This is a genomic window from Candidatus Alkanophaga liquidiphilum (genome assembly GCF_053996935.1).
In genome coordinates this window covers 1-7,896 of the sequence record NZ_JBMXYC010000046.1, presented here as the reverse complement: position 1 = coordinate 7,896, position 7,896 = coordinate 1, and the positions used below count along the sequence as shown (strand labels likewise).

Here is a 7,896-nt window from a genome sequence, read left to right as displayed (position 1 = left end):
GCAAATGCCCACGCTGCGGCGGCTCAAAACACGTAACAAAGAGCGGCAGACTGTTAAATGCATGAAATGCGGGCTGGAAGCCCATAGAGATGCAGTAGGTTGTATAAATATAAGGCTCGCTCAGGGGGAGAGACTCCCTGCGGGGGTCATTAACCGGGCGGTGACTCGCCCTCTGCTCCTCTCGGTAGGAGCAGGAACCTCCACCCTTTAGGGCGTGAGGATGTCAGGAGTGGCTTTCGCCTTAATTCGCTTCTTAACTCCACAACCCTCTCAATAAGCTCATTATCCCCCGACTTTGACTATATGGGCAATTACCTTATTAATCTTTAACGAGTCTAAGTAGTTCCAAGAACTCCTTAGCCGCCGCCTCGACGGCACCATCGTGGTTTTCTATAATCTTCACACAGGCACCTGTGAGAGCAGCGTAAGCCATTGCCGCCGCTCTGTTCATACTTTGGTGCTCCTCTATTCCCTTATCTCCCTCTACGTCCCGCTGTCTTGTCTTGTCGGCGGTTCGCCGCCGCCAGATTTCGTCAGGGTTCGCCTCGACGATGACGAGCTGTTTCGGCTTCAGCGCTTTCAGAACCCACTCCGGAAGCCCTGGAAGATAGCCGGCGGGCGTTTTTACAGTGCAGTGCGTATCCACGATTATGTTCTTGCCAAGCTTGACGATTTTCTCGCACGCAAGTCTCTGAATCTCACGCTGCGTCTCGTCAGGCAGCTTCCGCAGCTGGTCTCTGTGTTTTATGAGTTTTTTGCCATGAGCGACTTCAAACATCACGTCGCCGTAATTCACTACAATAAATTCCTTAGAAAGCTCTTCATCAAGCTTAAATGCCTCTTTCAGCACCGTCGAGGAACCAACACCCGGAATCCCGGTAACGACGATTACTGCCATTTAGCTCCCTCCTAAACGCTACTCTTCTTTTTCTTCGTAGTATTCGCAGTTTTCAGCAATGTCCTCAAGGCATTCGAAAGCTTGCATGCAGAAAATCGTGTCCGGGGCGCAGCAGACGTCATGGAAGGAAAAAGCAGCAGTCGGCAGACGCCCCCGCACGTCACAGAGGTCAAAGCACGTCCGCCCTCGATTTTCGCCGAAGTCGCACGACATAACATAGTGCTTACACTTTAAACAGCTCCGCCTCTCGCCCTTTTCCCTTTCCACCATTCCTAACCCTCTCCCCCGTCATCTACGCCTATTACCGCAAGAAACCTTTTGGTTATAGCGTCCTCTGCAAGCTTTATCAGGGTATCTTTTTCCTTAACGCCGCTGAAGAGTCCAAGAGGTATCTGCGCTGCTGCTGTTGTCGAGTGCCCGCCCGCGGACCCTATCTTATCGAAAGCCTGCCTGAAAGCCTCGCCGAGATTCACTCGGATGTCCTTGCTCCGCCCTGAAACGTAAATGTTCTCATCGTTCATTCCAATTACGATGGCGACGGTAACGCCTTCGAGATTCAGAAGGTAGTCGGCGGCTTGCGCCAACGCATCCCTATTGGCAATGAACCCAACGTTCGAAATCAGGTAGCTATGTCTTATTTTCCTGTTTTGGATGGCTTTTCCGATGATGTTCACGGTCTCTGCCGACACCGGCGGCGTCTCTATCTGGTCGAGCAGCTCCCTATCTACCCTTGGATAAAGGAAGGCAGCAGCGATGAAATCCTCAGGATGCGCATTACGTTTGAATCCGTTGGTGTCGGTCTTTATGCCATAGAGGAGAGCGGTTGCGAGGACTTTATCAACTGGAAGGTTCAGCCACCGCAGATATTTTGTCAGAATTGTAGAGGTTGCGCCCAGCTCCTCTCTGTCGTAGAACTCCGCATCAACGCCGTTGCTCGCAGGATGATGGTCTATGATTATACTCACTTTCGTGCCCGCAGGCAGTGAATTATTGGAGCCGGGCACCGTAGCGTCGATGAGCGCAAACTTCGAATACTCTCTCAAGACGTCGCTCTCGATACGCCGCATTTCAATGCCCAGCAAGTTCACGAACGCCCGATTCACCTGGTGCCCAATGATGCCGCCATAGAGTATGTCGGCGCAGATACCATTTTCCTTCATTATGTATCTGAGTGCGAGAGCAGATGCTATTGCATCCGGGTCAGGATTGTCATGCACGACTATTCCATATTTTCTGTTCTCTCCTATGCTCTTTATCGTGCGTATGAGCCTTTTCATCCGCTTTTCCGTCTTTATCTTCTCGACCTGCCGCACTGCCGCCTCTGTGATGATGTCCAGCGGGAAGAGGACGACGTCGGCGCCGAGCCCCTCTAATTCTTCTTTCTCCTTCGCATCCGTGGCTCTCACGACGACATAAGCATCTGAGAACTCCTTTTTTATGTTCAGGAGCGCCAGACGGTTCGTCTCGGCGCTGTTGCTCAGGATGAAAATCACGTCGAAGTCGCAGTTCTGTCTCGTCAGCTTTTTAGCGGTGTTCTCCTCTCTTATGTCACAGGCGAGCGTGCTAAATCCCTCTTGCTTGAGAAGCTCTAGTCTCGTCTCGTCAATGTCTACGACGTGGACGTCAAAGCCCCTACTCTTTAACTCACGGGCAACCGCAAACCCTAAACTCCCACACCCTAATATTAAACACCTACTTCGCCGCTGCTCGCTTTCGTTCGCTGACTCCCCTTCGCTAACCGTAACACACCTCCTCCCAGAGGCTTTTTTAAACAATGATTCTGTCAGTCTTAAAATATTTTCGGCTTATTAAGGCTCGTGTAAGACCCCGGCAACATATATAAAAGCTGATGATATAAACGGTTTTGATTTTTCGAGATGTTTCTCAGCCGTTTAGCTTCTAACATTCATTTCTGCAGCACTTCTGCGAAGAAGCGGCGCACGAGTTCCTTAAGCTCACTGTCAGAGAAACAGGAGCTTCTGCCGTCGTCGTAGGAGCGTTTAATGAAATTTTGGAGGGCTTTCAGTCGCTCATCGTTCTTGTCGAGGGTGAAGTTTGTGCCGAGGAGTTCGCCGAGCATACGCTCCGCCTTGTGTTTCAGGACGCTAATGCCGGAAGTGGGGCCAATGATGAAATGGCGTTTTGCGCCGACAAGCTCCGGTGGGAAGGGCTCGTAGGTGAATGGGTTTTTGAGAACGCCGTCTGTGTGGATGCCGCTTTCGTGAGCGAAGACGTTCTCGCCGACGACAGCTTTGTTCTTCGGGATTCGGATGCCGACCTCCCGCTCCATGTATTCTGCAAATCTCGACAGGCACTCCAGATTATACTTGTGGAAGCCCTCGACCCGAAATTCGAGGAACACCAGAATCTTCTCAAGCTCGGCGACGCCAGCACGCTCGCCCATGCCGAGGAACGTAGCGTTGCACCAGTTCGCCCCATACCAGAAGCCCACGAGCGAGATTGTCGTGCCCATGCCGAAGTCGTCATGGATGTGCAGCTCGATGTTCTTGGCTCCCATCTTTTTCAATGCAACGATAATCTTCGGGATGCTGTAAGGGAACTCAGTCATGAAAGGAATGCCGTAGTTCAGCGTGTCGCAAATGCGGAGGATGACATTCTTATCTCTTTCAAGAATTTCCTTGACGAACGGCAGCACGAAGCCCTCAACGTCTGCTCTCGTTATGTCTTCGAGGTGGCAGCGCACCCGTAACCCGTGCGCTAGTGCGTAATCCAGCGCATCGAGGTAGCGTTCCACCGCTTCTTCTCGTCTCTTAAAGCCTATTTTATCGAAAAGGTGCGTGTCAGAAACGGACATCAGAATTCCAGTCTCCGCCAGGTCTAAATCAAGCACCAAATCGATGTCGCTGTGCCTCGCCCGTGCCCAGCCTGTGACTTCGGGGCGTTCGTAGCCAAAGTCTAGCATTTCCTTGACCGCCAACTGGTCGCTTTCGTCGTAGAGGAAGGTTTCCGTTTTTTCTATGCCGATTTCGTGCAGGAACTCGAAAATCTTGACTTTGTGCTCTTTCTTCATGACGATGCCGGGCATTTGTGCGCCTTCACGGATTGTAGAATCGCTGACGAAGATCTCGTGCCCGTCGGGCAACTTTATCCTCGGCATGTCCTCGTAACGCCTAAACATTTCCATCCCTGCCTGCCAAAAGCTTTTTAACCACCCCCTTCTATTGACACACCAGAATAAAAAGGTTTCCCTAAGCGCCGTACAATATGGTGCTATTGGGTCTGAGGGGACATTGTTACAAAAATTTGAGGTGTAGCGGTATGGAGCTCTTGCGGGTGGGCAAGGCGAAGGATGTTTATCTGGACGATGCGGGCGACGTGGTCTTCGTTTTCACCGACCGCGTGACGGCGTTCGACGGGCAAAAGAAGGCGGAGTTCCTGAAAAAAGGGGAGGTCTGCTGCCGTCTCTCCTGCTTCTGGTTCAAGAAGCTGGAAGCTGCTGGCGTGAAAACGCACTTCAAGCGTTTCGTGCCACCGAACCGCCTCGTGGCGGAGCGTCTTGAGATAATCCCCGTGGAGGTGCTTTGCCGAAATCACCTCTATGGCTCGCTGTGGCGGCGTTACGACCGGGGTGAGCTTAATTTGGGCAGCAGCCGCTTGCGCAAGGGCGAACAGCTGGAAAAGCCGTTTGTGGAGTTCACGACGAAGTTCGAGGAGGTGGACCGCCCGATAAAAGAGTCTGAGATTTTGGAGCGACGGTGGCTTACCGACGACGAACTTGAACTCATAAAGAAGACGACGTTGCATGTGAACAACGTGATGAGCGGGTTCTTGCGTGAGCGAGGCATAATTCTTGCGGACTTCAAGTTGGAGTTCGGGAGGAATAATAAAAGAGAGATTTTGCTCGCTGATGAGGTGGGGACGCCAGACGTCTGCCGCTTCTGGGACGCCACCGCTTACGAGCGTGGCGAAATTGTAAGCCTCGACAAAGACGTTTTCAGAGAGGATAAAGGAGATTTGTCTGAGGTTTACCTGGAGGTTTATAAGAGGATCTGTGGCTCAACGCTGAACTCGGTTTGATGCTTCCAACCCTATCCTCAACTTCCAAAACTGCACCTCTCAATCCCACCTTGGTCTGATTTTCACCACTCTGGAGAAGAGAGCGAGGCGTGTGAGGAAAGAGCTTTCAATCCCACCTTGGTCTGATTTTCACTGCTGTCTTTACGTTTTTCGCAAGTTCGTTCAGAACTTTCAATCCCACCTTGGTCTGATTTTCAGCAATTCGTAAATACTGCGCTAGCCCCCGCATAGACTTTCAATCCCACCTTGGTCTGATTTTCAGAGTTCATTGACATCACGAGGACGAAGTATCTCACGATTTTCAATCTTTATAGTTTAAGTGTTACTGAGATTTTGAAGTTCCCGATACTCGGAGTTGCGATTTTAACACTTTCCCTGCAATTTCGGGGCTTTAATCGATGGAATTCCCGTCGTGAGCGTGTTTAGGCTGCGACGTGCGGTGGTTTCCATAAACTTCTTGACATACCATGCATTGTTAGGAATATGAAGATCGCAGTGACTGGGACGCCTGGAACTGGAAAGACGAGTGCGTGCAAAGCTTTCATGAAGGCTCACGGCGACGCTTCCGGGCTGAAACTCGTCGAACTTAACAAAGTGGTGGAGGGGCAGCGGTTTTACGAGGGCTTTGACGAGGAGCGTGGTTGCTATATTGCCGATCTGGAAAAATTGCGAAAATTTGTCAGAACGTTAAACGGCGACGTGCTTTTGGAAAGCCATCTGGCGCATTTGGTCTCTCCCGACTTCGTTATCGTCCTAAGGGCAGACCCGCTCGTGCTCGTGAGGCGTCTCAGAAGTGAAAGCTTCTCTGAAAAGAAGATTAGGGAGAATGCTGAGGCTGAGGCTCTGGATGTAATTCTCGTCGAAGCCTTAGAGGCTTGTGGCAACGACAGTGTCTTCGAGATAGACACGAGCGAGAAAAGCGTTGAAGAAGTGGCGGCGTGCATCAAAGAAATTGTTGAAGCCATTAGAAGTGGAAAGCTGGACGTGGTGAAAGAGAAATACAAGCCCGGCACTCTGGATTGGACGCACAGGCTCGAGGCTCTGAGCGAGTGGCGTTAGCTTTGAGCGGCGTTGCCGAACTTTTCGAGATAAAGTTGAATGTAGGGGCGTTTTTCCACAGCGGCAATGCTCACGCCGAGTTCCTGTAGGAGGGCAAGTATTCTCTTTTTGGCACTTGAGACGTCTTCGGACTTCACTTCCACCTCCAAAAACTCGCCAAGCCCCTCAACGTCGTCGAGCGAGACATGGCAGCCGTTAAATTCGAAAACTTCCCGCCGCTTCCTTATCTCGGCGAGCACCCTGAACCCCATCTTCTTGAGAATCTTAGCGACTGCGTCACCGCTCTCCACGGAAACCTCAAGCTCCTCTCGCACACGAACGTCGGCGTCCGCCCTTCCTTTCTTATAAGTCAGCATCGCCCGCTCGTTCACTTGACGCAAGCGCAGAACCTCCCCGCTCTCCGCAAGCCGCCGGTGTGGAGCGTCGAAATAAATATCAACATGCCGCTCCTCCCTTAAAAAACTGCAGCGAGCCCTGATGAGCCCTTTCGTCTCCTCACCTATTCTGGCTTTGACCTCGACCTCAAACATTTCACTAAGCGTCGTCGCTGCCCACCTTAAACAAGCTCCCGCAAGTAAATTTTATATTTCCCAAGCTTCCCGCCGTAGTTGCCCGCCGATATTTTAAGGACACCCGACACACCTTCGACGCTTTTAATGGTTGCTCGCATCGCCTTCTTGACGATGTCGAGCGAGATGCCATTTATTACTATTTCCGGGATTGAGGCAACGTCCTCCGGCACCTTCGAGTCCGGAATGCTGTTGCGAAGCGTCGGGCAGAACGGGTGGTTCGTCGTCGGTCCGATCTCAGGAAACTTCGTTTCGGGCTTTGAACCCGCAGAGCAAATATCGAACGGCGTTATTGCGCCTTTAACGTCTCGGACGGCGGCGACGGCACACCTCCCCGCCTCCAAAGCGGAACGCATCGAGTCGCAGAAGAACCAGACGTTTCCGCCCATCACGCCGACCCCATAGCTCAACTGTTTCTCGATTATGAACTCGCCCATCATTATCGGCACTACTATTACCTCACGCTCGTGCCGCTCTTCGACGGTCTCGTAGCCGTCGCCACAATGCCCGATCCGTCGCATCGTGTCTATTTTTCCTTTTGCTTCCACGCTCTCGAGCGGAGCGTCGAAGACCGCCGTAGTTGGCACCACAAGGATGCCCTGTCGCACCCGCTTTGAAAGCTCGAATTCTAGCCGCTCCACCGAGCCTTGCACGTCCTTTGGGTCATAACTCGTCCATATTTGTATGATCGCACCCTTACGCCCGTCAGGCGTTTCATCCTTGCTCAAAAAGCACTCCACGCCGCCTTCAGACTCGCCGAAAACCGTGCACGGCAGAGCGGTGGCGCCAAACGCTGCTCTTTTCAAGAGCTCTTCATCGCCGGCGGTCACGCAAAGACGCACAAAAAGCCCATCGAAGGCTTCACAAAACGTATCCTCGATCATCAAATCACCTTTTATGAAATACAACTTCCCAATAAAAATGTTTTTAGCGGGAAGAAAACTGGTGGGTGATAAACTCGCTGTCATCACTGATATAACAATTTTGAGTTCTGACAGCTTTTGTTAAAGCATCACGCTGAGCAATGTATTCATGTCTATTGGTGACGCTTCATTTAGTGATTACGTTTTCCGTTAACATTTTTGATTTTATCTATGTTATACCGCTTACATGTGAGCTGCTCCACGACTGAAGGCGGGAGCTTCACGCCTCTCCGCCCAGGCTCCTTGAGGAGCACCGCTCCGGAGCCGAGCTTCACGACGGGGCTGGCTCACCGCAGCCCCTGACTGCAGGATATACCCGCAGCCTCGCTAATAACAAAATTGCAAACAATATATAAACCTAACGGCGATTCGGTTCAAACCATAAGCTTTCTCGCCGAAATCTTGTAAA

Annotated in this window: 10 protein-coding genes; 3 read left to right on the top strand and 7 right to left on the bottom strand. The window is 51.6% G+C overall.

Going from position 1 to position 7,896, the window contains the following annotated elements; all coding sequences use genetic code 11:
- The coding region (locus ACXJJA_RS06045; protein ID WP_498038913.1) for a transposase family protein at positions 1-211 on the top strand (211 nt) is incomplete at its 5' end.
- 108 nt (positions 212-319) lie between these two features.
- Here ACXJJA_RS06045 and ACXJJA_RS06040 read toward each other — a convergent pair.
- The 4 genes from ACXJJA_RS06040 to ACXJJA_RS06025 all read right to left on the bottom strand — a co-directional run bounded on the left by ACXJJA_RS06040 (position 320) and on the right by ACXJJA_RS06025 (position 4,043).
- Positions 320-898: an adenylate kinase gene (locus ACXJJA_RS06040; protein ID WP_456487320.1), complete on the bottom strand. Its 579-nt coding sequence runs from the start codon at positions 896-898 to the stop codon at positions 320-322.
- Positions 899-916: 18 nt separating this feature from the next.
- A complete protein-coding gene (locus tag ACXJJA_RS06035) occupies positions 917-1,168 on the bottom strand; it encodes a hypothetical protein (protein WP_456487319.1) in 252 nt (83 codons plus the stop codon).
- A gap of 2 nt (positions 1,169-1,170) precedes the next feature.
- Positions 1,171-2,673 (bottom strand): DHH family phosphoesterase, encoded by a 1,503-nt coding sequence (locus ACXJJA_RS06030; RefSeq protein ID WP_456487318.1) that lies wholly within the window; start codon positions 2,671-2,673, stop codon positions 1,171-1,173.
- Between the two features lie 131 nt (positions 2,674-2,804).
- Positions 2,805-4,043: a hydroxymethylglutaryl-CoA lyase-like TIM-barrel protein gene (locus ACXJJA_RS06025; RefSeq protein WP_456487317.1), complete on the bottom strand. Its 1,239-nt coding sequence runs from the start codon at positions 4,041-4,043 to the stop codon at positions 2,805-2,807.
- A gap of 134 nt (positions 4,044-4,177) precedes the next feature.
- On the opposite strand from ACXJJA_RS06025, the gene purC reads away from it, so the two are divergent.
- Complete coding sequence (gene purC, locus ACXJJA_RS06020; RefSeq protein WP_456487316.1) at positions 4,178-4,936, top strand: phosphoribosylaminoimidazolesuccinocarboxamide synthase; 759 nt, start codon at positions 4,178-4,180, stop codon at positions 4,934-4,936.
- 106 nt (positions 4,937-5,042) lie between these two features.
- On the opposite strand, the gene ACXJJA_RS06015 is transcribed toward purC, so the two are convergent.
- Positions 5,043-5,165, bottom strand: coding sequence for a hypothetical protein (locus ACXJJA_RS06015; RefSeq protein WP_456487315.1), 123 nt, complete (start codon positions 5,163-5,165; stop codon positions 5,043-5,045).
- 254 nt (positions 5,166-5,419) lie between these two features.
- Between ACXJJA_RS06015 and ACXJJA_RS06010 the strand changes: the two genes are divergently transcribed.
- The gene (locus tag ACXJJA_RS06010) at positions 5,420-5,995 is read left to right on the top strand and encodes an adenylate kinase family protein (RefSeq protein ID WP_456487314.1); all 576 of its coding nucleotides are present in this window, start codon (positions 5,420-5,422) and stop codon (positions 5,993-5,995) included.
- On the opposite strand, the gene cyaB is transcribed toward ACXJJA_RS06010, so the two are convergent.
- Together cyaB and ACXJJA_RS06000 are read right to left on the bottom strand one after the other, a co-directional pair.
- Complete coding sequence (cyaB, locus tag ACXJJA_RS06005; RefSeq protein ID WP_456487313.1) at positions 5,992-6,525, bottom strand: class IV adenylate cyclase; 534 nt, start codon at positions 6,523-6,525, stop codon at positions 5,992-5,994. The two genes, ACXJJA_RS06010 and cyaB, sit on opposite strands and share 4 nt — an antisense overlap.
- 26 nt (positions 6,526-6,551) lie before the next feature.
- A complete protein-coding gene (locus ACXJJA_RS06000) occupies positions 6,552-7,448 on the bottom strand; it encodes a formylmethanofuran--tetrahydromethanopterin N-formyltransferase (protein WP_456487312.1) in 897 nt (298 codons plus the stop codon).
- Positions 7,449-7,896 lie beyond the last annotated feature (448 nt).